The organism is Nonomuraea sp. CA-143628, from assembly GCF_050942315.1.
GTDB lineage: Bacteria > Actinomycetota > Actinomycetes > Streptosporangiales > Streptosporangiaceae > Nonomuraea.
On record NZ_CP192072.1, the window covers coordinates 989,084 to 1,014,561 of the forward strand.

The 25,478-nt window shown below is 68.1% G+C and carries 22 protein-coding genes; 9 read left to right on the top strand and 13 right to left on the bottom strand.

Features of this window, described 5'->3' with window-relative positions; genetic code table 11:
* Nucleotides 1–33 precede the first annotated feature (33 nt).
* The 3 genes from ACQP2T_RS04745 to ACQP2T_RS04755 form a co-directional block, all read right to left on the bottom strand.
* Complete coding sequence (locus ACQP2T_RS04745; RefSeq protein ID WP_433514968.1) at nt 34–1,167, bottom strand: MFS transporter; 1,134 nt, start codon at nt 1,165–1,167, stop codon at nt 34–36.
* A gap of 410 nt (nt 1,168–1,577) precedes the next feature.
* A complete protein-coding gene (locus tag ACQP2T_RS04750; protein ID WP_433514969.1) occupies nt 1,578–2,459 on the bottom strand; it encodes an SDR family oxidoreductase in 882 nt (293 codons plus the stop codon).
* A 28-nt stretch (nt 2,460–2,487) separates the two neighbouring features.
* Complete coding sequence (locus ACQP2T_RS04755) at nt 2,488–3,117, bottom strand: LUD domain-containing protein (protein WP_433514970.1); 630 nt, start codon at nt 3,115–3,117, stop codon at nt 2,488–2,490.
* Nucleotides 3,118–3,180: 63 nt separating this feature from the next.
* On the opposite strand from ACQP2T_RS04755, the gene ACQP2T_RS04760 reads away from it, so the two are divergent.
* Complete coding sequence (locus ACQP2T_RS04760) at nt 3,181–3,840, top strand: TetR/AcrR family transcriptional regulator (RefSeq protein WP_433514971.1); 660 nt, start codon at nt 3,181–3,183, stop codon at nt 3,838–3,840.
* Nucleotides 3,841–4,212: 372 nt separating this feature from the next.
* Nucleotides 4,213–4,695 carry a nucleoside deaminase gene (locus ACQP2T_RS04765; protein ID WP_433514972.1) on the top strand — a complete coding sequence of 161 codons (483 nt, stop codon included), beginning with the start codon at nt 4,213–4,215 and terminating at the stop codon, nt 4,693–4,695.
* A gap of 339 nt (nt 4,696–5,034) precedes the next feature.
* Here the strand turns inward: ACQP2T_RS04765 and ACQP2T_RS04770 are convergent, their stop codons facing one another.
* On the bottom strand, nt 5,035–5,778 hold the full coding sequence (locus ACQP2T_RS04770) for a dienelactone hydrolase family protein (RefSeq protein WP_433514973.1): 744 nt from the start codon (nt 5,776–5,778) through the stop codon (nt 5,035–5,037).
* Between the two features lie 133 nt (nt 5,779–5,911).
* Between ACQP2T_RS04770 and ACQP2T_RS04775 the strand changes: the two genes are divergently transcribed.
* Complete coding sequence (locus ACQP2T_RS04775) at nt 5,912–6,742, top strand: helix-turn-helix transcriptional regulator (RefSeq protein ID WP_433514974.1); 831 nt, start codon at nt 5,912–5,914, stop codon at nt 6,740–6,742.
* Nucleotides 6,743–6,857: 115 nt separating this feature from the next.
* Here ACQP2T_RS04775 and ACQP2T_RS04780 read toward each other — a convergent pair whose 3' ends face one another.
* A complete protein-coding gene (locus ACQP2T_RS04780) occupies nt 6,858–7,622 on the bottom strand; it encodes a PhzF family phenazine biosynthesis protein (protein ID WP_433514975.1) in 765 nt (254 codons plus the stop codon).
* A 164-nt stretch (nt 7,623–7,786) separates the two neighbouring features.
* On the opposite strand from ACQP2T_RS04780, the gene ACQP2T_RS04785 reads away from it, so the two are divergent.
* Nucleotides 7,787–8,167 carry a cell division protein SepF gene (locus ACQP2T_RS04785; protein WP_225302506.1) on the top strand — a complete coding sequence of 127 codons (381 nt, stop codon included), beginning with the start codon at nt 7,787–7,789 and terminating at the stop codon, nt 8,165–8,167.
* Here ACQP2T_RS04785 and ACQP2T_RS04790 read toward each other — a convergent pair.
* The 5 genes from ACQP2T_RS04790 to ACQP2T_RS04810 all read right to left on the bottom strand — a co-directional run bounded on the left by ACQP2T_RS04790 (nt 8,164) and on the right by ACQP2T_RS04810 (nt 15,436).
* A complete protein-coding gene (locus ACQP2T_RS04790) occupies nt 8,164–9,507 on the bottom strand; it encodes a hypothetical protein (RefSeq protein WP_433514976.1) in 1,344 nt (447 codons plus the stop codon). The two genes, ACQP2T_RS04785 and ACQP2T_RS04790, sit on opposite strands and share 4 nt — an antisense overlap.
* Nucleotides 9,508–9,599: 92 nt before the next feature.
* Nucleotides 9,600–11,327: an arginine--tRNA ligase gene (argS, locus tag ACQP2T_RS04795; protein ID WP_433514977.1), complete on the bottom strand. Its 1,728-nt coding sequence runs from the start codon at nt 11,325–11,327 to the stop codon at nt 9,600–9,602.
* Nucleotides 11,324–13,630, bottom strand: a complete 2,307-nt coding sequence (locus tag ACQP2T_RS04800) for an HAD-IC family P-type ATPase (RefSeq protein ID WP_433514978.1) — start codon at nt 13,628–13,630, stop codon at nt 11,324–11,326. Before ACQP2T_RS04800 ends, argS begins: the two co-directional genes overlap by 4 nt.
* A 73-nt stretch (nt 13,631–13,703) precedes the next feature.
* Nucleotides 13,704–14,696 carry a phosphate acyltransferase PlsX gene (plsX, locus tag ACQP2T_RS04805; RefSeq protein ID WP_433519711.1) on the bottom strand — a complete coding sequence of 331 codons (993 nt, stop codon included), beginning with the start codon at nt 14,694–14,696 and terminating at the stop codon, nt 13,704–13,706.
* A 170-nt stretch (nt 14,697–14,866) separates the two neighbouring features.
* Complete coding sequence (locus tag ACQP2T_RS04810; protein WP_433514979.1) at nt 14,867–15,436, bottom strand: DUF1707 domain-containing protein; 570 nt, start codon at nt 15,434–15,436, stop codon at nt 14,867–14,869.
* A 175-nt stretch (nt 15,437–15,611) separates the two neighbouring features.
* Here ACQP2T_RS04810 and ACQP2T_RS04815 point away from each other — a divergent pair, with 175 nt between their 5' ends.
* Together ACQP2T_RS04815 and ACQP2T_RS04820 are read left to right on the top strand one after the other, a co-directional pair.
* Nucleotides 15,612–16,934, top strand: a complete 1,323-nt coding sequence (locus ACQP2T_RS04815) for a KamA family radical SAM protein (RefSeq protein ID WP_433514980.1) — start codon at nt 15,612–15,614, stop codon at nt 16,932–16,934.
* Nucleotides 16,935–17,325: 391 nt separating this feature from the next.
* The gene (locus ACQP2T_RS04820) at nt 17,326–18,528 is read left to right on the top strand and encodes a hypothetical protein (RefSeq protein WP_433514981.1); all 1,203 of its coding nucleotides are present in this window, start codon (nt 17,326–17,328) and stop codon (nt 18,526–18,528) included.
* Between the two features lie 627 nt (nt 18,529–19,155).
* On the opposite strand, the gene ACQP2T_RS04825 is transcribed toward ACQP2T_RS04820, so the two are convergent.
* The 3 genes from ACQP2T_RS04825 to ACQP2T_RS04835 all read right to left on the bottom strand — a co-directional run bounded on the left by ACQP2T_RS04825 (nt 19,156) and on the right by ACQP2T_RS04835 (nt 21,355).
* On the bottom strand, nt 19,156–19,311 hold the full coding sequence (locus ACQP2T_RS04825) for a hypothetical protein (RefSeq protein WP_433514982.1): 156 nt from the start codon (nt 19,309–19,311) through the stop codon (nt 19,156–19,158).
* A gap of 222 nt (nt 19,312–19,533) precedes the next feature.
* On the bottom strand, nt 19,534–20,430 hold the full coding sequence (locus ACQP2T_RS04830) for an ABC transporter ATP-binding protein (RefSeq protein WP_433514983.1): 897 nt from the start codon (nt 20,428–20,430) through the stop codon (nt 19,534–19,536).
* Nucleotides 20,423–21,355, bottom strand: coding sequence for an ABC transporter permease (locus ACQP2T_RS04835; RefSeq protein WP_433514984.1), 933 nt, complete (start codon nt 21,353–21,355; stop codon nt 20,423–20,425). The genes ACQP2T_RS04830 and ACQP2T_RS04835 overlap by 8 nt, the downstream gene beginning before the upstream one ends.
* Nucleotides 21,356–21,839: 484 nt before the next feature.
* On the opposite strand from ACQP2T_RS04835, the gene ACQP2T_RS04840 reads away from it, so the two are divergent.
* The 3 genes from ACQP2T_RS04840 to ACQP2T_RS04850 all read left to right on the top strand — a co-directional run bounded on the left by ACQP2T_RS04840 (nt 21,840) and on the right by ACQP2T_RS04850 (nt 25,477).
* A complete protein-coding gene (locus ACQP2T_RS04840; protein WP_433514985.1) occupies nt 21,840–23,477 on the top strand; it encodes a peptide ABC transporter substrate-binding protein in 1,638 nt (545 codons plus the stop codon).
* A gap of 124 nt (nt 23,478–23,601) precedes the next feature.
* Nucleotides 23,602–24,546: an ABC transporter permease gene (locus tag ACQP2T_RS04845; RefSeq protein ID WP_358557839.1), complete on the top strand. Its 945-nt coding sequence runs from the start codon at nt 23,602–23,604 to the stop codon at nt 24,544–24,546.
* The gene (locus ACQP2T_RS04850; RefSeq protein WP_433514986.1) at nt 24,539–25,477 is read left to right on the top strand and encodes an ABC transporter permease; all 939 of its coding nucleotides are present in this window, start codon (nt 24,539–24,541) and stop codon (nt 25,475–25,477) included. The genes ACQP2T_RS04845 and ACQP2T_RS04850 overlap by 8 nt, the downstream gene beginning before the upstream one ends.
* Nucleotide 25,478 lies beyond the last annotated feature (1 nt).

Below are 25,478 nucleotides of genomic sequence, written 5' to 3' on the forward strand. Positions count from 1 at the left end.
TGAGCGTGGTACCTCGATCAGTGTCCGGCCGTCTCAGCTCTGCCGAGTTCGGGCGCGCAGGGCCAGCGGCGCCAGGAGGAAAGCCGCGCCGGCGGTGAGGAATGCACCGGCGCCGGCGGTCCCCACCAGCGCGGCGGCCAGGGCTGCGAGCGGGGGGACGAGAGGCTGGGCCACGCCCCAGGAGGAGCCGTGGAAGGCGAACCAGCGGGGCCGTTCCGCCTCGGGGGCGGCATCGGCGATCATCGACTGCCAGCGGCCCAGCAGCACGCTGTTGACAGCAGCGCTGGCGAGGTAGGCGGAGACGGTGACCAGCGAGCTGCTGGTCACCGCCATGACGAGAGCCAGGACGCCGAGAGCGGCGGCCCCAAGGGCGAGGATCGCCGTGTGGGAACGGCCGGTCAGCAGGCCGCCCGCCGCCCACAGCGCCAGGGGAGCGAGCAGCGCGGCACCGGTCAGCGCGAGGCCGGGCAGCCAGGCGGGGGCGCCGCGTTCCAGCAGGGCCAGCGGCAGGTACATCATCACGGCGAGGTAGCCGATAGCGAAGGCCGTGCCCGCCATGGTCAACCGCCACAGCCTCGCGGGCGGTTTCCACCGAGCCTTCTGCTTGGTGTCGGTGGCGGGTGGGCGCCGGGTGCCACGCGGCAGGAAGGCCACGGCGATGACGGCGGCGGCCAGGCAGGTGAACGCGTCGGCGACCACGAGCCATCGCACACCGAGTGGGAGCAGGAACGCGGCGAGCAGACCGGCGAGCGCGCCGGCGGCCGACAGAGCGACGCCCATGACCGCGAAGGTGTGATGACGTTGCTCGCCTTCAGCGGCGCGGGCGAGCAGCTCTTGGCCGGCGGGCTCGTAGACCTCGAAGGCCAGGCCGACCAGCGCGATCGCGGCGATCATCTGGACGGGCCCGCGGGCGAGGGTCAGCACGAGCAAGGCGGCGCCGGTGGCGGCCAGCCCTGCGGCCAGGACGGTCCGAGGAGCGAAGCGGTCCAGCAGAAACGCCCCCGCCCAGCGCGAGGCCAGCGCGCACACGCCGAAGGTGATCAATGCGGCAGCGGCCAGATCCGGCCCGGCCAGCACAGCCAGGAAGGACAGCGCAAAGGCGCCGAGCTGGTTGAGGATGCGCACCCACACCAGCGTCCGCGCCGCCGGGGGCAGGGATATGCGCATTCTCCTCCTCGATCGGAAACCAGGTCCGGACATCATCAGACGTCATCAGGACCATAAGCGGTAGCCATCTTCGCAAGCGCCTGTGACAGTTCCCGCGGTCACATTGCGTGCGCTCCGCACTTCAGCGGAGACCACATCTAACCGCGCCAGGCCATTCTCGCTGGCAGACCCGTTAAGACTGATCAGTAGCTCTGATCAGATTCGCCCTTGCGACCATGGATTCGATCATCAGCGTCCGGACACCGCACGTGATCTTCCCAAGGTCGCTTTGTTGCCCACCGAACGTCGAAACCCTCGATCAGCTCAATGAGCCGATCGAGGGCAGAGGTCAACGATCAAGCTGAGAGCTGTGCCTGGGCTCGGGTGGGCCGCCCGCTACGCGCCCGAACCGCCGCCCCGGCCCAACGGGGTCAGGCGGGTGCGTTGAGAATGTTGTCGGTGAAGTGGCGGCCCCAGTGCGGGCGGCTGCCGTCGAGATCGTCCACGTCGTACTCCTCGGCGAGGTCCCAGGAGGTCAACACCTGTCCGTTCCTGTGCTTGACCTCTGGATCGGCGGCGAGGACGGCGATGACGCGGCCGATGAAGCGAGGCGTCTCCGAGGCCAGGAAATGCGGGTCGCGTTGACCGCCGTCGCGCCAGGTGGCCTCGGTGACGCCGAACCCGTCGAGCATGGCTTCCGAGCGAAGGAATCCGGGGCTGACGGCCAAGGCGGTGATCCCGTGCGGGCGAAGCTCTTCGGCCTGGGCCAGAGCCAGGCGGTTGATGGCGGTTTTGATCAGGTCGTAGGCCAGGTTGCCGCGGTAGTGGGCGCCGTCGCCGTCGGTCACCTCGATGATGAGGCCGCCTGGGTGTTCCCGCATGAGAGGTACCGCGTGCTGGCTCGTGATCAGGTGTGTGAGGACGGCACGCTCCCACAGGAGACCGAGTTTGTCCAGGTCGAGCTCCCAGAACGGCGTTCCCCACTCGGTCAGCGGGTCGCCGCCCCAGACGTCGTTGACCAGCAGGTTCAGCCGGCCGTGATCGGCGCGTACCCGTTCGATGACGGCGGCGACCTCGGCGGGGCGGGTGTGGTCACAGCGGATGGCGATGCCGTTTCCGCCGGCCTCGGTGACCAGTTCGGCGGTCTCCTCGATCGTCTCTGGGCGGTTGAGGTCGGATCGCGCGGCGCGGGTGGAGCGGCCGGTGACGTAGACGGTGGCGCCGGCGGCACCGAGTTCTACGGCGATTCCGCGCCCAGCGCCGCGGGTGGCACCGGTGACGAGGGCGACCTTTCCGGCAAGAGGTGGCGTCATGAGAGGTGTCTCCATGGTGGATCGGGTGTCAGTAGCCGAGCGGCTCGTCGACGAGGACCACGCGAACGCGTCCTTCCTCGATGTCGCCGTGCAGGGTCAAGACCTTGTGGACGGTGCTGCCCATGCCGTAGGCCGAGCGGGCGCGGGCGTCCTCCAGCGGCAAGCTGTACTCGTGGACCCGGCGCATGGCGGTCTCCAGGTCGGGGACGATCTTCTGGACTCCGATGATGAGCAGTACGTTCTGGGCGCCGTACGCCATCGAGGCCAGCTGGCTGCCGCTTGCGGAGGCGATGACGAGGTCTCCGCCGCAGGTGAGTGCGTGGACGCTGCCGACCACCCACTGCGGGGCGGCACCGAGGCGGCGCATCTCGCTCATCTGGGTGGCGGGGTCCATCGCCATCATCTGTGGCCGGGTCGCGGTGTAGCGGCCGGATTTGTCGATCTCCTGGGTCAGGCCGATCGCCTCAGTAGTCACCGATGAGGCGGAGAACACCTCGGCGCCCTCGGGCAGTAGTTCCAGCGCCGCCAGCCGTGCCGCGGCCGCGTCGGGGACGTGGCGTACGTGGTAGCCGCGGGCTTGCAACGCCGTTGCCGCGGTCGCGATGGCGGCGGGGTCGGCCGGGATCGCATAGGCGGCGTTGGGGGTCATCATGGTCATGGTCATCTCCTCGGTCGCGAGCTGGAGCAACATAGTAAACGAATATTCGTTTACTATGTTGCCATGACGATGGGGCGGCCAAGAACGGTCAGTGACGAACAGATCCTCGGCGGAGCCGCACGCGTGATCGCACGGGTGGGTCCGGCGCGCTTGACGCTGGCGGAGGTGGGCCGTGAGGTCGGTTTGTCCGCGGCCACGCTGGTGCAGCGCTTCGGTTCCAAACGCGGAGTCCTGCTGGCGGTGGCTGCTCACGGGGCTGAGACCTTGCCGAGCCGGGTGGCCGCGGCTCAGACCGCGAGCGCTCCCGTTGAGGCTCTGATCGACGTCCTCGCCGGCATGGCGGGTAGCATCCGCAGTACGGAGGAGTTCGCCAACCACCTGGCGTTCTTGTTGCTGGATCTGGCTGATCCGCAGTTCCAGCGGATCAGCCGCGACTACGCAGCCGCCGTGGAACGCGCGATCGCAGAGGTTCTGGCCGTCGGCCAAGCCGTCGGCGAGCTCGTCCAAGGTGATGTCAGCCGGTTCCCGCGAGCGATTCACGCCGCCTACAACGGAGCGCTCATCGCCTGGGGGCTGGCCGGCGAAGGCGATCCGGCCGAAAACGTACGCGAGCAGCTGGCCCTACTTCTCGGCCCCTACCTCGACTCCACGAGCCGGTCGCGTACTTCGCCAGGACGGCCACCGCTCCCGGCGGTGCCCCGCCGCCCGATCGGGCCGCAGTGAGGCTGTGGGACTGGAGGGCCGCGACGCCTCTGGGGTACCTCACCGTCTCCTGCTGAGGTCTCAGCCATCAGGGCTGATACGGCCGCATTCACCGTGAGATGGTCGGGCAGCGATCCGGCCACGCGGACGAAACCGTGCTCGGGTCGCGTTCAGGAGGCATGTTCGCGCTCACCACCCGCGTCGGCCCCCACCGCCAGATCTCCCTGACCGCCCGCGCCGCTTGGCCTTCGCGCTGAGATCCGTGTCGCCTTGGCCTGGGGTGCTGAGACTCGCGTCGTCCTGGCTTGGCGCGCTGACACTGATGCGCTGGGAGGCGTCACATCCCGACGCCCTAGCATGGAACTCGAAGATCGGAACTCCGGGAGAGGCACTGTGGCGACCGAAACCGACCTGCGGCACCTGCGGCGATGTGTGGAGTTGGCGACGGAGGCGCTGGAGGTGGGAGATGAGCCGTTCGGGTCCGTGCTCGTGTCCGCTGACGGGATCGTGCTCGCCGAGGATCACAATCGCGTGGCCGCCGGCGACAATACCCGGCATCCGGAGTTCGAGTTGGCTCGGTGGGCCGCAGCGCATATGACGGTTGAGGAAAGGGCGGCCGCGACCGTCTACACCTCTGGGGAGCACTGCCCGATGTGTGCGGCCGCGCACGGGTGGGTCGGGCTGGGGCGCATCGTGTACGCGAGTTCGTCGGAGCAGCTTGCCGGGTGGCTCGCCGAGTTGGGCGTTCCCGCGCCGCCGGTCCGGACACTGCCGATCCAGCAGGTCGTTCCGAGCGTCCTGGTGGAGGGGCCGGTGCCCGAGCTTGCGGCCCAGGTACGGGAGCTGCACCGACGTCGTCACGGCGCCTCTGGCTGAGGTCCGCCCGGTACGGACCCCGGGGAACTGCACCGCTGTCGTCACGGCCCCGCCGGCTGAGGTCCGCCCAGTACGGACGTCGTCACGGCGGTCCCCCGATGTTCGCGATACGGGCTCGGCAAGTCTGCCCCGTCGAATTGCAGGTCCGGTCAAGCGTGCGGGTCCCTGCCAACAGCCCACTCATCCCGTCAGACGTGCGGCTCCCCCCGTCAGCACCCGTGACCGCTCGCCCGGCCAGGTGTCCGCGAGCGCGTCGTACACCCGCGTACGGATTGCGCCGGGGCCGAGCTCTGCCTGCCGCGCGAGGCCGCGTTCGCACCACTCGTTCACTGCGTTCGTTCACCGCGTGACACCGTGGTAGGAGGTGAAGGCGAGGATGCGGTGCCAGGCGTCGGTGCAGGCGTCCTGCCACTGCTCGTAGGAGTCGTCGAAGAACGAGTGCGGGGCGCCGTCGTACACGTGCTTCTCGTACGGCTTGCCAGCCCGGTCGAACTCGCCGGTCAGCGTCGCGTACTCCTCCGGACTGGTGGCCACGTCGTCTCCCGCGAGCAGCATGAGCAGGGGTGCGGACGGCTGGCCCGTGCGGTCGCCGACGAAACGTGGCGGCCCGTAGAAGCCGACGGCTCCGGCCAGGCCGAGCCCGGCCGAGGCCAGCCGCCAGGAATAGCCGCCGCCGAGGCAGAAACCGACACTGAACAACGGGCCGGGGTGCCAGCCGCGGATCGTCTCGGCGGCGGTGGAGGCGTCGAGTTCGACGTGTCGCGGTTCGAGCAGGGCCATGTGGGCGTATCCGTCGAACGCCTCGGCCCGGGGAGCGGTGCCGGCGCTGCGGCCGTAGTAGTCCATCACCAGGGTGTGGAAGCCGGCCTCGGCGAATCGCTGGGCCAGGTGCGCGTAGAACGGGTGGAAACCCCGCACATCGGGCATCAGCAGCACGTTGTTGCCGTTGGGGACTTCCGGGGCCGCCCGGTAGGCCAGGAAGCGGTTGCCGTCGGCGACGGCGAGTTCCAGCGGCCCGTGCTCGGCCACCCGTCCGGTGACGGCGGGAGCGGCCGGGGGCTTACTGTCGAGGTCGTGGCACATTGTGGGGCTCTCCTTCTCCAGGTCTGACGGGGTGGAAGCCTGCCAGGGGCTTCGGCGGGTGTCCCAGGCTCCGTGGTTCCGGGTACTGGCAGGGCCACCCTTCGCGGTGGAGGAAGCCGACATACTGGGTTCCGTGGGAGAACGACAGGAGCTGGCGGGTTTCCTGCGGTCACGTAGGGAGCGGGTCACGCCGGAGAGCGTCGGGATCAGAGGGTTGGGGCGCCGCCGGGTGGCGGGGCTGCGCCGCGAGGAGGTCGCGCAGCTCGCCGGGATCAGCGTCGAGTACTACCAGCGGCTGGAGCAGGGGCGAGCCGCGCATCCGTCACCCGAGGTTCTCGACGCCATCGGCGCCGCCCTGCGCCTCGACGACGTGGAGCGCGCGCACCTGCGTACCCTGGCCGGTCCCTTACGGGAGCGGCGGCGCGCGTCGCCCGCCGCCGACGTCGCCCGGCCGGAACTGGTCGGCATGCTGGATCTGATCCGCACGCCCGCCATGGTGATCAACGACCGGTTCGATGTCCTTGTTGCCAACGCTGTGGCCGCGCGCCTGTTCAGGTTCGACGGGGGTCGTCCCAATCTGGCTCGGCGGCTGTTCCTGGAGCCAGACAGCAAGTACCTGTACGTGGACTGGGACCAGGTCGCTGCCGAGACCGCCGGGCAGTTGCGGGTCACATTCGGGAGGTATCCGGAGGACATCGAGCTGGCCGGTCTGATCCGCGAGCTGCGTGAGAAGAGTGCGATGTTTCGCGCGCTATGGGGTGGCGGTGACGTCAGCATGCGCACACATGGGGTGAAAAGCTTCCGGCACCCCGCCCTGGGCACCGTGACGTTCACCTATGAGCACTTCGTCCCCGCCGGGGACTCCCGGCAGCGGCTGATCGTGCTCGTGCCGGTCGCGGGCAGCGCCACAGAGGCGGCGGTGCAACTGCTCGCGAGCTGGGCGCTCGCGCCGGTGCACGACTGATTGGCGCTTCCGGACGTAGGCGGCGGCCTCAAGCCGGCGGTCATCCCATCGCACCGCACGTGCGGTCCGGCCAAAGTACAGTCCCCCGTCCAGCATCCAGGGTTCACTCGTTCCGTCAGACGTGCAAGTCCCCCGACAGTACCGTGACCGCTCGCCCGGCCAGGTGTACGCGGTCCCCGTCCAACCGCACGTGCACCAGCCCGCCCCTGGCCGACAGTTGCGCGCCCACCATGGTGTCCCGTCCCAGCCGCTGCCCCCAATAAGGGGCCAGTGCGCAGTGTGCCGAGCCTGTCACCGGGTCTTCCGGCACCCCCACGTTCGGGGCGAAGAAGCGGGAGACGAAGTCGGTCGACGAGCCCTGCGCCGTGACGATCACGCCACGGGCCTCGATGGTGGCCAGTGCCGCGATGTCGGGTGCGAGTGAACGTATCGTCGCCTCCGATTCCAGCTCCACCACCAGGTCGAGATTGCTCCTGCCGACCTGCACCGGTGCAGCTCCGAGTGCATTTTCCAACCCGTCGGGAACGTCTGTCGGCGACACTTCCTTCGCCGGGAAATCCATCGTGATCATGCCGTTGGCCATGCGATTCACGGTGAGAGTTCCGCTCGCCGTACTGAATTCGAGCTGACCGCCGGCCGCACCTGTGGAATAGAGCACATGTGCGGTGGCCAGCGTGGCGTGGCCGCAGAGGGAGACCTCGACCGCGGGGGTGAACCAGCGTAGCGAATCGCCGAGCAGGAAGGCGGTCTCCGACAGGTTCATCTCCGTGGCGACCGCCTGCATCCATGGCTCGGGAGAGGGCGAGTCCAGCAGGCACACCGCAGCCGGATTGCCCCGGAAAGAAGTGTCGGTGAAGGCATCTACAGTGAACACGCGCATGTATGGAGGCTATCGGGGGAGAGATATCCAGGTGATACCTGGCCGCTAGCCGTACAAAATGGAATTAGTTGTGGGCGTGTCGCACGGCGAACTTCTCGCCGTCGGTTAACGTCCAATGGTGGGACGTGCCGATTGAGGTGAGTTCCTGAGGAAAGGACAAGCCGATGGGGGCAGTGCGCAAGGTGGTGAGCTACCTTGGCCTGGGCGGGATCGACCACTACGACGACGGCTACGACGACGAGCAGTACGAAGAGGAGTACATGCCGGCGACGGAGCGGGCGGCGAGGCGCTGGCGTTCGACCGCCGACTCGTCACGAATCGTGATGGTTCAGCCGCTCAAGTACAACGACGCGCCGATGATCGGGCAGCACTTCCGTGATGGCCAGACGGTGATCATGGACGTGACGGGCATGCCGATGCCGGAGGCGACCAGGATGGTCGACTTCGCGGCCGGCCTCGCCTATGGCTGTGAGGGTCGGATCGAGCGCATCGCCGACCGTGTGTTCCTGCTCGCGCCGGCCCACGTGGAGATCGAGAGCTCCTAGGCCGCGCGCGGGCCGCGACGGATCAGCCGGGTGAGCTCGGCCGAGTCGTCCGCGGCCTGTTCCGCTCGCGTGTCAGCCTCACGCGCGTATCCATGCAGCGCCCACACCGCGCCGTCGGCCAGCTCCTTGAGCTCGGCGATCTGCGCGGCCACGTAGCGGGCGTCTGATTCAACGGCCTTGCGGCGCCGCCAGAGTTGCCAGCCCGCCAGGCCCAGCAGTGCCACCCCCGGTGCGGCGAGCACGGGCACCCCCAGCCCGTCGGCCAGCAGAGCTCCGAGGAGCAGACCGACCCCCGCCACGATCAGCGCGACGGCCGCCCATGGCGGCCGTCGCCGCATCATGCCCTGGTCCACGATCTCGCGTTCGGCCGCCGCGAGCGAGGCATCGTCCGGCCCCTCGGGGTGCAGCTCGATGTCGTGGCCGAGAAGTGACACGGTCACCGTGGCGGGCGTTGTGAGCCGGCTGTTGGACTCCAGCTCCTCTGCCACGCCGCGCAGGATCGGGCCCGCCACGTGCAGGGCGAGTGCCGCCAGATGCGGATCGGAGCCCGGGCGCAGGTCGTCGAGGAGGTGCGAGCTCAGCGCGGCCATCGGCCCCGCGGGGCCGCCGAGCCCGATGAGTGAACGGAGTACGGCCAGCGGCTCGTCCTCCTCCCACGCGGCGGCGGGGCTGCCGGAGCTGTTGGTGAGCGGGGTGGAGGAGTCGTGCTCGGCCTGCTTCGCCGAGGTGATCTCCGCGCATCGGGCACGCAACCGGGCGAGCCGCGCGGCGGCCTGGACGGGCGTGGCGAGTTCGGGGATCTCCGCCATCTCCGGGAAGTCGAGCAGCGAAGGGGGCACGACCACCGACGGCTCACCAGGGAGGAGCGCCTGCGTCCACTGCGCCGCGTCCGCGTGCTCGGGTACGGCCACCGCGTCGAGCTTGCGGAGCACGAAGATCTTCCCGGCCGGACCGTAGGCGCCCCTGGCCGCGGCCAGCCAGAGCGCGCGCTGACCGTGGGTGACCGGCTGGTCGAGCGACAGGTCGCCGAAGGCGGTGCCGAGCCAGGAGGCGTGGATGCGGCTGCCGTGGCCCGCGACGGCCAGGGCGAGCGCCAGGAAGAGCGCGGTCTGCTGCTGGTCGCGCCCGGCCGCCTTGCTCAGCGGCGCCAGCGGATCGTCACCGGCGAGGATCGCCACCAGCGCTTCGACGGCGGGTGGCAGCCAGTAACCAGGTTTGTCGGGAAAGTCGGGCGGGGCCGGGGGCGCGGCGCCGTTGGCGGCCAGGTGAGACAGCAGCGCCTCGGCATATCGGTGCAGCTCGGTTGCTGCTTGGGGGTCGGCAGTCAGGTCCGTGCTCAAGGCAGAGAACTCCCCCATAGTGGCCTCAGTTCATGACCGCGTAAAGCCTAGCCGGGGGGCGCGCCGTCCAGGTGGAGGCGCGCCCGCACGTGCTACATGCGCTCGGGCACCGGGACGCCGAGCAGATCGAGCCCTGTCTCCAGGACCCGCAGGGTCAGCGCGCAGAGAGCGAGCCGGTGCGCCTTCGTCTCGGCGTCGACCCCATCCTTGATCACCGGGCACTCCTCGTAGAACGTGCTGTAGAGGCTGGCGGTCTCGAACAGGAAGGCGCAGAGCCGGTGCGGCTCCGACAGTGCCACGACCTGCTCCACCAGTGCGCCGAAGCCCAACAGGTGGAGGGCCAGGGCGCGCTCGGCGGGCTGGCCGAGGACGATGTCGCCGGTCGCGTCGGCCGGTGCCACTCCCGCCTTGCGGAAGATGGAGCGGATCCGGGCCGTCGCGTACTGCATGTAGGGGCCGGTGTTGCCGTTGAACCCGAGCATGCGGTCGTAGTCGAAGACGTATTCGCTGTCATGGCTGACCGACAGGTCGGCGTATTTCACCGCGCCCATGCCCACTGCGTGCGCGATCTCGGCCCGCGCGGTCTCGTCGTAGCCGCGGTCGGCGATGATTGCCGCAGCCCGGTCGACGGCCTCCTGTAGCAGGTCCATCAGCTTGATCGACTCGCCGGACCGGGTCTTGAACCGGCGCCCGTCCTTGCCCAGCATCATGCCGATCTGGACGTGCTCGGCCGAGGCCGTCTCGGGCAGCCAGCCGGCCAGCTTGGCCGCCGCGAACACCATGCGGAAGTGCAGCGCCTGGTCGGCGCCCACCACGTAGAGCATGCGGTCGGACTTGAGGTCGTGGACCCGGTAGCGGATCGCCGCCATGTCGGTGGAGGCGTAGCCGTAGCCGCCGTCGCTCTTCCTGACGATCAGTGGCAGCGGCTTGTCGTCGGAGCCGGTGAAGCCGGGCGGGAAGACGCAGAGCGCGCCCTCGCTCAGCACGGCGACCCCGGCGGCCTCCAGGTCGTCGCAGGTCTTCTCGAGCATCGGGTTGTACATGCTCTCGCCCGCGATGTCGGCGTCGGTGAGTGTGACGCCGAGCATGCCGTAGACCTTGTTGAAGTAGCGGATCGTGGCGTCCATGAAGACGTGCCAGAGCCGCAGGGTCTCCGGGTCGCCCGACTGGAGCATGGTCACCCGCTTGCGCGAGCGGACCTTGAACTCCTCGCCGCCGTCGAACTGGCTCCTGGCCGCCTGGTAATACTCGGTGCCCATGCCGGCTTCGAGCTGCGCGACCGCGGCCTCCTCGCCGATGTCGAGCAGATGCTCGATGAGCATGCCGAACGGCGTGCCCCAGTCGCCGAGGTGGTTCTGCCTGATGACGGTGTTGCCCAGGTGCTCGTGCATGCGGGCCAGCGAGTCGCCCACGATCGTGGTGCGCAGGTGGCCGACGTGCATCTCCTTGGCCGCGTTGGGCGCGGAGTAGTCGACCACCACGGTCTGCGGCGGCGTGGCGAAGCCGACGCCCGCGCGCGGGTCGTCGAGCATCGTGGTCGCCTCGGACTCGATCCAGGAGTCGTCGAGCGCGATGTTGAGAAAGCCGGGACCACTGACCTCGACCGTGCCGGGGAAGTCGGACAGCTCCGCCGCGATGGCCTCGGCGACCTCCCGCGGCGCGCGTCGCAGTCGCTTGGCCAGGCTCATCGCGACGTTCGCCTGGAAGTCGGCGAACTGGGAGGGCCTGATCAGCGGATCTGCGTCGGCGTACTCGGAGCCGAACGCGTGCGCCAGCGCCTGCTGGACGCGCTCGGTGAGCACTGTCTGCGGGTCGGTCATGGTCTAAGGGTACCGGCGACCTTGACCGCCACGCTGATGCCCGCGGCAGCCACCACGGAGATGCCGACGGCGGTCAGATCGTTGCTCAGATCGCCGGGTTCGAGGGCGAAGAAATGGCGGATGAAGGGGATCGCGAGGGCCAGCGCGAACAGCCCGGCCATGCCGCCGATCATGGCGATCCGCCCCAGGGTGAGCGGCTTGGTGATCAGGATGAGCACCCACCAGGTGGTGAGGAAGAGCGCGATCGTCGCCGACGTACGGTCCTCGATCAGGGTGGAGGTGCCGCTGTGCGCGGCCCAGAACGCCAGGAACACCGCGCCCGCGCAGAGCAGCCCGGCGGGTACGGCGAAGCGCAGCACCCGGGGCACGAACCCGGGCTTGGCGCGTTCGAGTGTCGGCGCGAGCGCCAGGACGAACGCCGGGATGCCGATGGTCAGCGCGTTCACCAGCGTGGAATGGCGTGGCGCGAACGGGAACATCAGCCCGAGCACCCCGGTGAGCAGCGACAGGGCGATGGCGTAGAACGTCTTGGTGAGGAACAGGTTCGAGACCCGCTCGATGTTGGCCAGCACCCGGCGGCCCTCGCCCACCACGTGCGGCAGCGAGGAGAACTTGTCGTCCAGCAGCACCACCTGGGCGACGGCCTTGGTGGCCGGACTGCCCGCGCCCATCGCGATGCCCAGGTCGGCGTCCTTCAGCGCGAGCACGTCGTTGACGCCGTCGCCGGTCATCGCCACGGTGTGGCCGCGCGACTGGAGCGCGCCGACGAAGGCCCGCTTCTGCTGCGGGGTGACGCGGCCGAACACGGTGTGGGTGTCCAGCAGCTCGGCCAGCTTGGCCGGGTCGTCCGCCGGCAGGGTACGCGCGTCGATCGCGCGGTGGCCGTCCGGAATCTCCAGGCCGGTGGCGATCGCGGCGACGGCGTCAGGATTGTCGCCGGAGATCACTTTGATGGTGACGCCCTGCTTGGCGAAGTACCGCAGGGTCTCATGCGCGTCGGGCCTGATGCGCTGCTTGAGCGTGACGAGCGCGACGGCCTCCGCCCTTCCGACGGCCTCCGCTCCGTCGGAGGCGGAGGCCAGGCTGTCCGTACGGCACAGCGCCAGTACGCGGGTGCCGGTCGAGGCCAGCTCGGCGGCCCGCTCGTAGCCGTCGGCCGTGGCGTCGAGCAGGACGTCGGGGGCGCCGAGCAGCCACACCCCGTGGGGGCCGAAGTCGGCGCCGCTCCACTTGCGCGCCGAGGAGAACGGCACGACGTCGACGGCCGTCCACCCGTCGGCCGCCGCGGGGTAGCGGGACTGGATGGCCTTGGCCGTGGCATTGGGCCGGTGGTCCACGTTGGCCAGGGCGGCGAGCGCCTCGTGGATCGGCCGGCCCTCGCCCAGGGGGAGTACCTCGCCGAGGTCCATGCCGCCTACGGTGAGCGTGCCGGTCTTGTCGAGGCAGAGCACGTCGACCCGGGCCAGGCCCTCGATCGCGGGCAGCTCCTGGACCAGGCAGTCGCGGCGGCCGAGCCGTACGACGCCGACCGCGAAGGCGATCGAGGTCATCAGCACCAGGCCCTCGGGGATCATGGTGACGATGCCGGCGACCGCGCCGGTGATGGCGGTGCCGAAGTCGGCTGAATTGCGCAGCTGGCTGTAGATCAGCAGCGTGCCGATCGGGATGACGAGCCAGGTGATGTACTTGATGAAGTTCGCGACGCCGTCACGCAGCTCCGAGCGCGCGAGGTGAAACCGGCTCGCCTCCTCGGCCAGCTGTACGGCGTAGGCGTCGGTGCCGACCTTGGTCGCGACGAACGAGCCCGAGCCCGCGACGGCGAAACTGCCCGACAGCACCTCGTCGCCCGGCAGCTTGTGCACCGGATCGGCCTCGCCGGTCAGGAGCGATTCGTCGATCTCCAGTCCGTCGGACTCGACGACCTCGCCGTCCACCAGCAGGCGGTCGCCGGGCCCGAGCAGGATCAGGTCGCCGAGCACCACCTGGCGAGGCGGGATCTCCTGGTCGCGGCCGTCCCTGCGGACCGTGACCGGCGCCTCGTTGATCACCGCGAGCTTGTCGAGCGTGCGCTTGGCCCGGAGCTCCTGCACGATGCCGATCAGCGCGTTGGCCACGATGACCAGCCCGAACAGCCCGTCCTGCCACGCGCCGAAGATCAGGACCAGCGCCCAGAGCACGCCGATGACCAGGTTGAACAGGGTGAAGACATTCGCCCTGATGATCGCGCCGAGCGACCTGCTCGACCGGCGCGGCACATGGTTGGTCTTCGCCCCTGAGACCTGTGCCGAAGTTAAGCCGTCCACACAACCCCCAGATTTGTGGATCCGCCACAGACTATGGGGTTCCCAGGCGATGCGGGCGGTGTGTGGTCGCGATCTATGGGGTTCTCAGGCGATGCGGGCGGTGTGCGGCCGCGATCCTGTCGCCGATGCGCGCCACGACGCCCTGCGCCGACAGGTCGGCGGCGAGCCGGCAGGCGGCACTGATGCCGGCCGCTCTGGACGAGCCGTGCGCGATCACCACGGTCCCGTTCAGCCCGAGGAGTACGGCACCGCCATAGGCCTCGGCGTCCAGGCGGCTGCGCAGCTCGCGCAGGCGTGACCGCTGCAGGAACGCCCCCAGCCTGGCCGTCCTGCTGTCGTCGATGGTCCGCCGGAGCTCGCCGAACGCGTAGCGGACCGCGCCCTCCATGGTCTTCAGCGCGACGTTGCCGGTGAAGCCGTCGGTGGTGATCACGTCGGCGATGCCGGTCAGCAGGTCGTGGCCCTCGATGTTGCCGATGAAGTTGAGGCCGGGGGAGCCTTGCAGCAGCTCGTGGGCCCGCCTGACGATCTTGTTGCCCTTCTCGGCCTCACTGCCGATCGTGAGCAGGCCGACCTTGGGCATGGAGATCTCGTACGCCAGTTCGGCGTAGACGGACCCCAGATGCCCGAACTGCACAAGCATCTCCGGCTTGACCTCGGCGTTCGCGCCCGCGTCGAGGAGCAGTGTGGGTTTCGGCAGTGTGGGCAGCGCGACGGCGATGGCCGGCCGGAGCACGCCCTGCTGGGCCTTGAGCCTGAGCCGGCCCGTGGTCACGATCCCGGCGGTCGAGCCCGCGGACACCACGGCCGACGCGTCGCCCCGCCGTACGAGATGGCAGGCGATCGCGATGCTGGAGCGGGGGCGGCGCAGGCTGGCCAGCGCGCCCTCGTCCATCGCCAGGGCCTCCTCGGCCCGCACGATGGGGATCTCCTTGGTCGCGTCATGGTCGGCGAGCGCCTCGTAGAGCACCTTGGGCGAGCCGACGAGCACCACTGCCAGCCCGCGCTCGCGCACGGCGTGCACGGCCCCCGCCACGATCTCGTGCGGTGCGTGGTCGCCGCCCATGGCGTCGAGCGCGATCGGCCTGGTGATGTCGGACAAAAGGTCACCTCGTACGGCTCGCGGAGCGTTCCTGTGGCGTGGCCGGAACGCGGTCGCGCCGCGGTCCGCCCCCGTTTCGCCCCCGTCCGCATCGTAGGCAGGGTGTCCGCCGGGCCGATCAGCGGGTGGCCGGGTCAGCCGACGCTGTTCAGGTTCCAGTCGGAGACCTCGCGCGAGACGATGACCTTGGAGAACACGGACTGGCCCGTGACCCGGATGAGCGGTCCGTCGCTGCGCGTGCCGCCGCTCACATGGCGCTTGCCGAACATGGAGACGCCCTCGTCGATCACCTGGGCGTTGTCGGGCACGAGCACGATCAGCTTGCCGAAGCGGGCGTCGGCCTCGATGGTGATCTCCCGGCCGGGCAGCACGGCGTCCGTCAGGTCGATGATCAGCGCGCCGAACCTCGCCGACAACCTGGTGTGGCGGGAGGCGACCCAGCGGCCCTTCCTGATCACCTTGCTGAACGTCGAGTCGATCGTCTGCTGCTCGATTCCGAGAGCCACGATGTTTGGCGCCGACACGTCGGGCAGGTCAGAGGTGATGGGGACCAGTTCACCGACGGTCTTGGCCGTATAGGCAGCATCGAGGCGGTCCGCGTGTTCGAGGCTGGTGAGCCTTCCGGTGGCGAGGGCCTCACCGAGCACAGCGGCCACGCGGTCGCGGTCGGCATCGGAGGCGCGCAAAACGGGATCAGGGGTCACAATTTGCCAGTCTATTCCCTCTCGCGATATGTCGCGAGTGGTCAAACCTCAGCGAAAACTTGGAGACCAATGGAACCAGGGACGCCGTGCATAGCGTCCGGGTATAAGAACCGTAGACGCATGACAGGCGCCAGAGGTTTACAGCGGATCGAACAAAAAAGATGGGAAAGGCTTAGTGATCTTGAACCAGGCGGGCACGCGCCGCTTCAGGGCGTACACGTCCAAGCACCTAGACGAGCTCCTGCGACGTGCGGGGCTCGACGATGAGCAGCGGCTGAAGGTACGCGCCGTCGCCACCGTGCTGCCCTTCCGGACGAACGCCTACGTTGTGGACGAGCTCATCGATTGGTCGGCAGCGCCCGACGATCCCATATACCGTCTCGTCTTTCCCCAGGAGGACATGCTTCCGGCCGCGGACGTCGCGAGGCTGGCCGACCTGCTCAAGGCCGAGGCGCCCAACGTCGAGATCCAAGCCGAGGCCAACCGGGTGCGTGCGCAGCTCAACCCGCACCCCGCCGGGCAGAAAGAGCTCAACGTCCCCCGGATCGGCGCGGAGCCGGTGCCGGGGCTGCAGCACAAGTACCCCGAGACCGTGCTCATCTTCCCCAAGCAGGGGCAGACCTGTCATGCCTACTGCACCTACTGCTTCCGATGGGCGCAGTTCGTCGGCGACGCGGACCTGAAGTTCGCCTCCGACGACATCGACCAGATGGTCTCCTACATCCGCCAGAACCCGCAGGTCACCAGCGTGCTGATCACCGGCGGCGACGCCATGATCATGGGCGAGCCGGTGATCAGGCGATACATCGAGCCGCTGATCGGCCTGGAGCAGCTGGAGTCGATCCGGATCGGCACCAAGGCGCTGGCCTACTGGCCGCAGCGGTTCGTGTCCGACCCCGACGCCGACGCCACGCTCGAACTGTTCGAGCAGGTCGTGGCCGGGGGCAAGAACCTGGCGTTCATGGCCCACTTCACGCACCCGCGCGAGCTGGAGTCGCCGCTGGTCGAGTCCGCGGTCAAGCGGATCCTCGGCAGCGGGGCGACGATCAGGACCCAGGCGCCGCTGATCCGGTCGATCAACGACGATCCCGCCATATGGTCGGGCATGTGGCGGCGGCAGCACAGCATGGGAATGATCCCCTACTACATGTTCGTCGAGCGTGACACCGGCCCGCAGGACTACTTCGCGGTTCCGCTCGCCCGCGCGTACGAGGTCTTCAGGGAGGCCTACTCCAAGGTCTCAGGGCTCTGCCGGACCGTCCGGGGGCCTTCCATGTCGGCCACCCCTGGAAAGGTGTGCGTCGACGGCGTGACCGAGATCGCCGGTCGGCGGGTGTTCGTGCTCCATCTCATCCAGGCCCGTGACCCCTCTCTGGTGGGCCGGCCGTTCTTCGCCGAGTACGACCCGTCAGCGGTGTGGCTGACGGACCTGCGTCCGGCCTTCGCCGATCGCTTCCCGTTCGAGGCCTCCATGGAAGACATGCTCGTGCCGGCCTGAGCGGTCAAGCGCGTGCCCCGCAAGCGGAAAGATTGAGCCCCCGGCCCGTGGCAATTGTTTTCCCGACCGTTGTCGACGGGCCGTCGGGGCGCCTCTTCTGAATGCGGGTGACGTCAACGGAATATCGGACATACACCCCGGCTATTTCCCGATTTGTCTCCCGACTCGACACCCCTTCCATGATTGCCCCTGGGCTGTTGAAGGCCGTTTGACGTGGACTTTCCGTGGCCTGCGCCCGGCCGGGCGCGGTGATACAACTGCGTCAGTAGCTCAGCCGGGACGGCGCGCTTCGTGTGGTGCCCATAGCGTGTACGCCACGGCATTCGGGGGTTATCGAGCCGCATCTCAGCTTTATTCGAGAGCGCTCGATCACGAGCCGGGAAGGCAAATCATGAAACGTATTATCAAGACGGCGGTCGCCGTCGCGGGATTGGCGCTGGCCGCGGCGTCGTTCGCGCCGGCCGCCCAAGCTGAGGCCCGTTACTCCGCGGTCGGGAGCCTGCCGGGGGGCGGTGATCCGGTCCAGCCCCTGGGCGGTGTGAAGGGCCTGAACGGCTTGTCAGCCGGGGCCAAGCTCGGTGGGGTTCTCGACACTGAGGTGTCCGGTCCGCGAGCCGCCTCCGAGCGGACTGAGGGGGTCGCTCTTCGGGCCGTTCCCCAGCGGGGCGTCGCCGCCAAGGAGGTTTCGCCGTACTTCGGCGGGCGCCTGATGAGTCCGCCGCCGAGCAGGCGCACGGGGCGGCACGCGGACGGGCCCAGGGGCGGCCGCATGGACGGTCCCCGGGGCGGGCCCATGGATGGGCGCATGAACGGCCCTCTGGACGGCCCCAGGAGCGGGCCTATGAACGGGCCCATGAACGGTCCCAAGGGCGGGCCCATGAACGGGCCCAAGAGCGGGCCTATGAACGGGCCCATGAACGGTCCCAAGGGCGGGCCCATGAACGGGCCCATTAACGGCCCGAAGAGCGGGCCCATGAACGGACCCAAGGGCGGGCCCATGGATGGGCGCGCGGATGAGCCCAGGGGCGGGCGCATGGACGGGCGCGCGGACGAACCCATGGATGGGCGCACGGACGGGCGAAGGGACGGGCGTTGGGGCTGGGGCCCGGACTCGCGTACGCATGGTCGTAGGGGCTGGGGCTCGGAGGCGCATGCGCATGCGAGCACTCGCACAGGCGCCCACGCGGACGCCCAGGCAGGCGATCACCCGGACGGGCGTGCGGACGCACGTGCGGGTAGGCGCAGGGACCGGTTCGAGAACCGGTTCGAGGACCGGCTGAAGCACCAGCTCGAGAACCAGTTCGAGAACCCGCGCACGGACCCGCGCACGAACTCGCGCATGGATCGGCGTACGGGTGAGCAGGCGGGCGTGGGCGAGGTGCCCGGTGCCGCGCGCCTGGCGGAGCCGGTCGCGTCCGTCGACGAGATCGCCCCGCTCGTCGAGGACGCGTCCCACGCGGTCTCGACCTACGGGAAGAAGGCCGCCGGGAGCCTCAGCGGCACGGTGACCCCGCTCGCGGGGACCACTGAGGCGACGGCGGACGCTGTCTCGGGCTTCTCCCGCACGGCCGATCGCGGCGTGATGGCGATCTGACTCAGGCTGGTGGCGGTGTGGTGGCGATCTGGCCCAGGCAGGTGGGGGTGTGGTGGCGATCTGGCCAAGGCGCTGATCGCGATCTCACCCAGCCTGATCGCGGCGTGATCGGGGCCCAGCCCAGGCCGATCGCAATCTGGCCGAGGCCGATCGTGGTGTGATGGCGACCGGGCCGAGGCGCTGATCGCGGTCTCACCCAGGCCGATCGCGATGTGATCGCGATCTGGCCGAGGCGCCTTCCGGATGTCGGCCGTTCGGGCCGTGGTGGCGGTTCGCGAGTGTCATAGGTGCATGCGCTCGGGAACAGGCCTCGACGGCCACGAGACGGCGCGTCCGGCGGGAAACATGATCGAGGGTCGGTACGTCCCCGGAAACGTGGGACGCACTGCCACAGAACCGGCGTGGCCGGTCGGCGAGCCCCAACGGTGCCGGGGTGTTCGACACGGCCGTCGCGCATATGTCACGAACCGCCCGCGAGAGCGGGTGGTCTTCTGGCCGGCCCGGGCGGACGCGCCCGGGCATGGGCCGCGCCCGCGCACCGCCACACTGCAGGGCTGTGGCGTCGCGTGAGTCGTGGCCCGCCGCCGGTCCCGGATCCCGGGGCCGGCGGCATCGTCATTTCCGCGACTATGGCAGGCGGACGCCGGTGCGGCGGGCTATCTGGGCCTGCAGCCTGGCCATCTGCCAGTGGAGGTCGATGAGTTGCTCGGTCAGTTGGGCCCGGGGAACGTCTGCCACGTCCTCGACGGCCAGATGGTCGATCGCGGCCGCTAGCTCTCCCATCGCGCGCTCCCACTCCATCGGCGTCCTCGTATCGAAACAACGTTCGAATGATATCGGAACACCGGCCACGGTGTCAGTTATTTGCCCCGCGAGTCGCGCGGGCATGGCCGCGGGCATGACGAAACCGCGGACGCTTGACGGCGGCGTCCGCGGGGATCAGCCCTGGTTGAGGGGCGGGGAGCAGCCCAAGGGGGTCGGCCCTAAGGGGTCAGTCCTGAGGGGTCAGCCCTTGTTGTAGGCGGCGAGTACTTCCTTGGGGTCGCCGTCCATCTTGATCTTGCCCTTGTGCAGCCAGATGACCCGGTTGCAGGTCTCCTCGATGACCCTGAGGTCGTGGGCCACGAGGAAGACCGTGCCCGCCGACTCGCGGATCTGCTTGATGCGTTCCTCGCTCTTCTTGCGGAACTCGCGGTCGCCGGTGGCCAGGGCCTCGTCGATCAGCAGCACGTCGTGCGTCTTGGCCGAGGAGATGGCGAAGCGCAGCCGGGCGCCCATGCCGGAGGAGTAGGTGGACATCGGCAGCTGGACGAACTCATCGATGCCGGAGAAGTCGACGATCTCCTGGTATTTCTCCTTGACCTCGCTCGGCGTCATGCCCATGGCGTAGCAGCCGAGCACGATGTTGCGCTCGCCCGTGAGCTCGCGCATGAGCGCCGCGTTGACGCCTAGCAACGACGGCTGGCCGTCGGTGTAGACGGCGCCCGAGTGTGGCGGCAGGAGGCCGGCGATGGCGCGCAGCAGCGTGGACTTGCCCGAGCCGTTGCGGCCGACGACGCCGATCGCGTCACCGTGGTAGGAGACGAAGGACACGCCCTTGACGGCGTGCACCTCCTTCATCTGCGGACGGCCCTGGCGCTTGACCAGCCGCGTGAGGGCGTTGACCGCGTTGCCCTTCTCGTTGTCGCTGGCCGCGCCGTAGACCCGGTAGACGATGTGGAGATCGTCGACGATGACCGTGGGCGTGCCCGTGGGGACGTCCAGAGGCCGTTTGCCGGCGGGGGCCGGGTTGGGGTGCACCCTGACGTCCTTCTTGGGGGCGTCCGCCTTGGGGACGACCTCGCCGGGGACGGCGGGCTCCTGGCCCATCACCTGTGACAGCTCCTTGGTCAGTTCAGCCACGCCCGTACCTCTCCTCAGCTCGCCAGAAGTACCAAAAGCCGAAGCCGAGTGCGAACACTGCCCAGAATACGCAAGACAGCACCACCATCATCGGGGGGTTGTGCCCATTCTCCGGATGGTAGGTCTCGATGAGGATGTCGCGCATCCACTCGATGTAGGAGGCTGCGGGATTGAGATACATCACGTCGGCCACCCACTGAGGCAGCTTCGCGGAGCCGACGACCTTGTCCTGGATGGAGAAGAAGACGCCCGAGGCGTAGAGCCAGGTGCGGGTGATGAACGGCAGCAGCTGGTTGAGGTCGCGCATGGAGGAGCCGAGCCGGGCGATCACCAGGCCGGCGCCGATGTTGAACAGCGTCTGCAGCAGCAGCACGACCGGGATCATCAACCAGAACCACGTGGGCCATTCGCCGGTGACCACCACGAGCACCAGGAGCACACCCATGGAGATGGCGAGTTGCTGGAGCTCTTGGATCGTGTAGGCCAGCGGCAGGGAAGCTCTGGGGAAGTGGAGCGCCCGGATCAGCGAGAGGTTGCCCGAGATCGACTTGGCCCCGGCGGTCACCGTGCGCTGCGTGTAGGTGAAGACGAACATCCCGGTCAACAGGAAGGCCGGGTAGTTGTCGATGTTCTTGCTGCCGCCGAGGATCAGGCCGAACATCAGGAAGTAGATGGCGGCGTTCAGCAACGGGGTCAGGACCTGCCACAGCTGGCCCAGAGCCGAGTTGGAGTACTTCGAGACGTTGCGCGAGGTCGCGTACGTCAGGATGAAGTGTCGCCGCTCCCACAACTGGCGCACGTAGACAGGGAACCTCGGCCGCGCGATGGCACGGCGAAGCCCGTATCTCTGGGCGAGCTTGGCCAGCGGCTCCCCGCTTCGGCCGCCCGCCTGGGCGTCCGCTACAGCGGATTCCGGCTGGCTCATGGCAAGGACTCTATTGGATCCGGCTCGTTGAGGTGTCTGCCGCGACGGTTCGCGACAGACTGTTGGACGGTGTCCCGCGTTGACCGGTTCCAAGGCTGGTACCAGGGCATGCCAAGACTCGCTCAACCGTAGCTCAGCGACACGCGGGATGGCGGCTAGGGCGCGACCAGTGGCGCCAAGAGGGTATTTTTCATCAGCTGTTCACGTCCCGTAGTGTCCGCTTTAGAGGTTCTTCTGTGGCTTTGGTGCTCTATGCGAGAAATGACTGTGACGTTGGATAAGCGCACGTGTGACCGAACTGCAACGCGCCAGAGACTCCCTGGTGGCAAGTAGTAAGGGATAGTCGCGATCGACTGGCAGGGCGTCGGCTGGTTTGACCAGGTCAGCCAAACCCGGGGGACGACAAGGAACCCCCGTCAGGCTGCTCACGATCATCGCAGCTCAGCGCTTACGCCCACCTGTTTGAGGGAGGAATCTTTTTACCATGCGTGTTACTAAGGGCGCACAGATCGTCGCCGGTACCGCGCTGCTAGCCCTCGCGGTCGCCGCGTGTGGCGGCGGCGGATCCACGACCGGCAACACCGCGTCGAGCGGAGGCGGCGACACGCCGGTCCGCATGGAACTGGGTGAGCCGCAGAACCTGCTGGTCCCGTCGAACACCACGGAGTCCGAGGGCGCTGAAGTCCTCGCCGCGGTGTTCGAGCCGCTCGTCAACTATGACGAGAACAAGCAGGTCGTCCTGGCGGCGGCCGAGTCGATCGAGAGCACCGACAACAAGGTGTGGACGATCAAGCTCAAGCCGTACACGTGGCAGGACGGTACGCCGGTATCCGCGCAGAACTACGTCGACGCGTGGAACTACGCGGCCAACCAGGACAACGCTCAGGGCGCCGGCTACTTCTTCGGCCGCGTCGAGGGTTACGCCGACCTCAACCCTGGCGAGGGCAAGCAGGTCACCACCAAGGAGATGAAGGGCCTCAAGGCGGTCGACGACTCGACGCTGCAGGTCACGCTCACCGCGCCGTTCTCCCAGTTCAAGACCATGCTGGGCTACACCGCGTTCTACCCGCTGCCCAAGGCCGCCTTCGGCGCCGACGGCAAGGTGACGGCGGAGTACGGCGAGAAGCCGATCGGCCAGGGCCTGTTCAAGCTCGACAAGCCCTACAAGAAGGGCACCGACCAGTCCATCGACCTGTCGGTGTACGACAAGTACCCGGCCAAGAAGCCGACTGGCTGGACCAAGCTGCAGTTCAAGCTCTACAACAGCTCTGAGACGGCCTACAACGACCTCCAGGCCGACAACGTCGACATCCACGACTCGCTGCCCGCCTCGGCGATCTCCAGCGCCAAGACGGCGCTCGGCGACCGCTACCAGGACCAGCCTGACGCCGGCGTCGGGTACATCGGCTTCCCGCTGAAGTACAACGACGAGTACAAGGACGTCAAGATGCGCGAGGCCATCTCGATGGCCATCGACAGGAAGACCATCGCCGAGACGGTCTTCTCCGGCACCCGTTCGCCGGCTGACGACTTCATCAACCCGGCCATCGACGGCTACCGCCAGGGCGCCTGCCAGGCCTGCCAGTACAACCCCACCAAGGCCAAGGAGCAGTACGCCGCGGCCAAGGGCCCGGCGAAGCTGGAGCTCGGCTACAACGCCGACGGTGGCCACAAGGAGTGGATCGAGGCCGCGGCCAACAACCTCCGCGCCAACCTCGGTGTCGAGGTGACCGTCAAGCCGTTCGAGAAGTTCGCGAGCATCCTTGACGCCCTCGACAAGAAGGAATACAAGGGCATGTTCCGGATGGGCTGGGCGATTGACTACCCGTCCGCCGAGAACTACCTGACGCCGATCTTCTCGACCGGCGCCATCAAGACCGGTTCGAACTACGCGGGCTACTCCAACAAGTCGTTCGACGAGACGGTCGCCAAGGGCGACCAGGCGGCGACTCCCGAAGAGGGCTTGAAGTTCTACCAGCAGGCGGACGACATCCTCATCAAGGACCTTCCGTACATCCCTGTGTACTTCTACCGTAACAACTCGGGATACTCGACCAAGGTCAAGAACGTCAAGATCAACCTGCTCAACCAGGTTGAGTGGGCCGACGTCGAGAAGGCCTGACGCTGTTCGCGGGGGCGGGTGCCTAGCCGCCCGCCCCTCGGGAGCCCGCCACGAAGGCAGTCATTGGGGCCGTGAGAACCCCAGGTCCCGGCGACTGCCTTCTTGGCATGTACGGGAGGCTTGAATGGGCCGTTATGTGATCCGGCGCCTGATCCAGGCGATACCAGTCCTGCTGGGCGCCACCCTCTTTATCTTCGTCATCGTCTTCGCGCTCCCTGGCGACCCCATCGCGGCGCTGGCCGGCGAGAAGAGACAAGACCCCAACATCGTGATGATCCTGCGGGATCAGTATCACCTCAATGATCCGGTGCTGGTGCAGTACGGGTACTACATCAGCAACATCTTCCTGCACGGCGACTTCGGCAAGACCTTCGCCGGTGTGCCCATCACCCAGTTGATGGCGGGCAAGTTCCAGGTCACGCTGAACCTGGCGCTCGTCGCCCTCGTCATGGAAGCGATCATCGGTGTCCTGCTCGGTCTGTGGGCGGCGCTGCGCCGCGGCCAGGCCATCGACACCATGATCCTGGCCGCGACGCTGCTGCTCATCTCTGTCCCCCCGCTGGTTACCGGCTTCGTGCTGCAGCTGTGGCTGGGCGTCTGGCTGAAGCAGACCGTGGGCACGGAGATCTTCCCGATCGCGGGAATCAACGCGGGGCTGAAATCGTATTTGCTCCCCGGATTCGTGCTGGCGGGTACGTCGATCGCGTATCTCACCCGGCTTACCAGAACAAGCCTGGTCGAGACCCTGAGATCCGACTACATCCGAACAGCGACCGCGAAGGGACTCTCCAGACGAAGAGTCATCGGCCGGCACGGGTTGCGTAACGCGCTGATCCCCCTGGTCACCTATCTGGGCGCCGACCTCGGCACGCTCATGGGCGGCGCGGTGATCACCGAGACGATCTTCAACATCCCGGGTATCGGCCTCCAGATCTATCAAGGCGTATATCTACGAGAGCAACCTATCGTCGTAGGTATCGTGACAATCCTGGTGCTGGTCTACATCGTGGCGAACCTGGTCGTGGACCTGTTGTACGCCGTGCTCGACCCGAGGATCCGCTATGAGTAATGACCCACAGGTCGGACCTGTCCAGACCGCCACCGCGCCGACCCCTCCGGACAAGCTCAAGAAGGAGACGAAGCCCGCGAGTCTCTGGGGCGACGCCTTCTATGACCTGCGACGTCGGCCGATGTTCATCTTCTCGTGCGTCCTCATCGCGATCCTGCTGGTCATGTCGTTCTGGCCGTCGCTGTTCACCTCGATCAACCCCTTCGACGCCAAGACCTGTGAGCTGGCCACGGCCAGGCAGGGGCCGAGCGCGGGCCACATCTTCGGCAAGGACAACCTCGGCTGTGACGTGTACGCCAGGACGATCTTCGGTGCGCGCAACTCGATCGTGATCGGCGTGAGCACCACCATCATCACGGCGATCGTCGGCGGTCTGCTCGGTCTCCTCGCGGGTGCCCGCGGCGGAGCCGTCGACACGGTCACGTCCCGGGTCACGGAGGTCTTCTTCGCGATTCCGTGGATCCTCGGCGCGCTGCTCATCTCGGCCACCTTCAGGGACGCGAACCTGGGCATCTGGATCGTGGTCATCGCGCTGGCCGTGCTGGCCTGGCCGATGACGTTCCGCATCATGCGGGCCGCCGTCATCACCGCCAGGAACCAGGACTTCGTGGTCGCGGCCCGAGCCTTGGGCGCAAGCCAGAGCCGGGTCATGTTCGGGCACCTGCTGCCGAACGCGGTCGCCCCGGTGATCGTCATCGCGACGATCAACCTCGGCGGGTTCATCTCGGCCGAGGCGGCACTGTCATTCCTGGGGGTCGGGGTTCAGTCCCCGGACATCTCCTGGGGTCTGATGATCGCCGACGCTCGCAACCGGTTCCTGGAGGCGCCGCTGCCGCTCGTCTTCCCAGCGGTGTTCCTGAGCATCACGGTGCTCGCGTTCATCATGCTGGGCGACGCCGTACGCGACGCTCTCGACCCGAAGCTCAGGTAGG

Bases quoted from the DNA above. Each gene is read 5' to 3' on its own strand.
- ACQP2T_RS04745 (WP_433514968.1), bottom strand. From the start codon at position 1,167: ATGCGCATATCCCTGCCCCCGGCGGCGCGGACGCTGGTGTGGGTGCGC.
- ACQP2T_RS04750 (WP_433514969.1), bottom strand. From the start codon at position 2,459: ATGACGCCACCTCTTGCCGGAAAGGTCGCCCTCGTCACCGGTGCCACC.
- ACQP2T_RS04755 (WP_433514970.1), bottom strand. From the start codon at position 3,117: ATGACCATGATGACCCCCAACGCCGCCTATGCGATCCCGGCCGACCCC.
- ACQP2T_RS04760 (WP_433514971.1), top strand. From the start codon at position 3,181: ATGACGATGGGGCGGCCAAGAACGGTCAGTGACGAACAGATCCTCGGC.
- ACQP2T_RS04770 (WP_433514973.1), bottom strand. From the start codon at position 5,778: ATGTGCCACGACCTCGACAGTAAGCCCCCGGCCGCTCCCGCCGTCACC.
- ACQP2T_RS04780 (WP_433514975.1), bottom strand. From the start codon at position 7,622: ATGCGCGTGTTCACTGTAGATGCCTTCACCGACACTTCTTTCCGGGGC.
- ACQP2T_RS04785 (WP_225302506.1), top strand. From the start codon at position 7,787: ATGGGGGCAGTGCGCAAGGTGGTGAGCTACCTTGGCCTGGGCGGGATC.
- argS (WP_433514977.1), bottom strand. From the start codon at position 11,327: ATGACCGACCCGCAGACAGTGCTCACCGAGCGCGTCCAGCAGGCGCTG.
- plsX (WP_433519711.1), bottom strand. From the start codon at position 14,696: ATGGGCGGCGACCACGCACCGCACGAGATCGTGGCGGGGGCCGTGCAC.
- ACQP2T_RS04820 (WP_433514981.1), top strand. From the start codon at position 17,326: ATGAAACGTATTATCAAGACGGCGGTCGCCGTCGCGGGATTGGCGCTG.
- ACQP2T_RS04825 (WP_433514982.1), bottom strand. From the start codon at position 19,311: ATGGGAGAGCTAGCGGCCGCGATCGACCATCTGGCCGTCGAGGACGTG.
- ACQP2T_RS04835 (WP_433514984.1), bottom strand. From the start codon at position 21,355: ATGAGCCAGCCGGAATCCGCTGTAGCGGACGCCCAGGCGGGCGGCCGA.
- ACQP2T_RS04840 (WP_433514985.1), top strand. From the start codon at position 21,840: ATGCGTGTTACTAAGGGCGCACAGATCGTCGCCGGTACCGCGCTGCTA.
- ACQP2T_RS04845 (WP_358557839.1), top strand. From the start codon at position 23,602: ATGGGCCGTTATGTGATCCGGCGCCTGATCCAGGCGATACCAGTCCTG.
- ACQP2T_RS04850 (WP_433514986.1), top strand. From the start codon at position 24,539: ATGAGTAATGACCCACAGGTCGGACCTGTCCAGACCGCCACCGCGCCG.